This window comes from Candidatus Cardinium sp. cByotN1, assembly GCF_022810525.1.
In the GTDB taxonomy this organism is placed as follows: domain Bacteria; phylum Bacteroidota; class Bacteroidia; order Cytophagales; family Amoebophilaceae; genus Cardinium.
Genome location: NZ_JAACGG010000119.1, coordinates 1 through 1,979, shown reverse-complemented (window position 1 = coordinate 1,979; position 1,979 = coordinate 1). Strand labels below are relative to the sequence as shown.

Sequence of the window (1,979 nt, the reverse complement as noted above, 5' to 3'; positions counted from 1 at the left end):
AAGTAGCTTTAAAAAATTCACTTTTTACCAGTCTCATGAACAGATACAAACAGCGATCTTACACTTCAACTCCTTAAGAAAATAATTTTAATAATACAAACGTACGAAGACGGATACCTGTGTATTTTTTTTGATTTTTATAAAAAAATTCTTATTATAAAACAATTTTAGAGTATAAATATATAATTTTTATTTTTTTAACTTAAAAATTTAAATTAATGGTTTTTTCTATGATATGGCTAGATAAGCCACTATTGGTGGTCTATTCTTTATTATTAATATTTGTCGTAGGTATTTACTTCTTCTCTAGAAGTAAATACGCTTTTCGAGGATATAGGGTAAGTAACGCAAGCACGCTACAACATAAACCTCTACACCCTACTAAAATCGCTTTAGATAAGCTAATTCGTAAAGTAGCATTTGCTTTGTACCAAGAGATTACATCTCCTCCTAAGCTATTTGTAGAGCAAGTAAAAGATCCTAGTAGAAGACCATTTCCTTACATTATAGCTGATGTTAATCAGATCACTTACTTATTGGTTAAGGCTATTTTACGAGTTAATGGTAAATTAAATTGCTCCAACCCACCAGTTATTAGAATGCAATTGCAAAACACTTTTTTGCAATTTAAGCAACCAGATCCTATTGGGGCTAATGATTCTTCATTAATGCTTTTCCAAGCTACTGCCTTACTAATAAGCAGCACGGCTCTCGATGCGGAATCACTCCCGAAGATCAAGCATATTTACAATGATTTTATGGACACGACTGCACCTCAAGAAATAAATTTAGCTTCTTCATTAATAGATCTTCAGCAGGAAACTATATCAAGTATTGTTCGTGACCATTATGGATATGTAGAATACCCTATTGATGCAAAACAAGAAGCTATCTTGCTAGTGTTACCTATCGATGTGACCGATATTATGAATAACATGAACTTTAAACTACCTATAGATTCCTTAAACTTAGAAACCCCTGCCAGACCTAGGGAACAAACTGAGGTCACTATGGCACTAATGCATTTCCATGCCCATTTATCTCAATTCTCTGATGATATAGACCCTATTGATCTAGGGATAATCTCACATTTGCTTATGCTATTACAGCAACACTTTCACTTTAAGCGTCATGCTTCAGGTCAATTATGTTATGTGCGTGCTGTAGGGATTGCTAACATAGTGCTAGAATGGTTTTTTTACGCACCTAAAGTCATTTATGCTTCTTTACTTTATGGATTGGTTTGCCACAACTACTTGCCTCTTACTTATGTTAGAGAACATTATAGTTCAGATATATATGCCATTGTATTAAGCTTATTAGGGGTAGATAAGCATAAACGCCAAGGCCTAAAGCAGCTTGCTTTAGTTTATATGGAAAATCGATTAGAAAAAGCCATGAATCAAGATCAGGTACAGATTGCTGTTCTCTGTATCAAGCTAGCTGAGCGTCTATATGATCTAGAACATGCAGCAGGCTATATTCAGCTAGTAGAGCTTCAACATATGGCGCAAGAAACGTTGTCCATAGATATTAACTTAGCCAATGAATACTTGGGTCCACAGATAGGTATGGCATTAAAAAGAGCAGCTAAACAGGCATTAAAGATTTGTAAAAATAAAGGTAAAAGTAAAGATAAGGATCAAGATCAAGATAGTTAAAAGACTTTTTTAACTTATAATATATCTTAGTAATAAATAGATTGGCTTGGCAAGCAAGGACTTTCTCCCCTAGCCAGCCATCGTTATTGCCCACTAGAACCTCATATTGATCATCTTAATTATTGTTTACGTTCGTATCCGTTCACGACTGTAGTTTTTCTTCGATTATATTTAGCAACTCTTTGGTTTGCGTTCACGAAATTAGTAGAAAATGAATTTTTGTTGTTACTTTTTTCTTGATAAAAAAGTAACCAAAAAATCAAGCGCTGATGAAAAAAGTGGCTGAAAGCTTCGTTTACAGCTGGAAAAACAGGAGCC

At 34.0% G+C, this 1,979-nt stretch carries 1 protein-coding gene; it reads left to right on the top strand.

The window, feature by feature from the left end; all coding sequences use genetic code 11:
- The first annotated feature begins 230 nt into the window (after positions 1-230).
- Positions 231-1,661 (top strand): HD domain-containing protein, encoded by a 1,431-nt coding sequence (locus tag MUW73_RS03555; RefSeq protein ID WP_243575260.1) that lies wholly within the window; start codon positions 231-233, stop codon positions 1,659-1,661.
- The last annotated feature ends 318 nt before the right edge of the window (positions 1,662-1,979 follow it).

Bases quoted from the DNA above. Each gene is read 5' to 3' on its own strand.
- MUW73_RS03555 (WP_243575260.1), top strand. From the start codon at position 231: ATGATATGGCTAGATAAGCCACTATTGGTGGTCTATTCTTTATTATTA.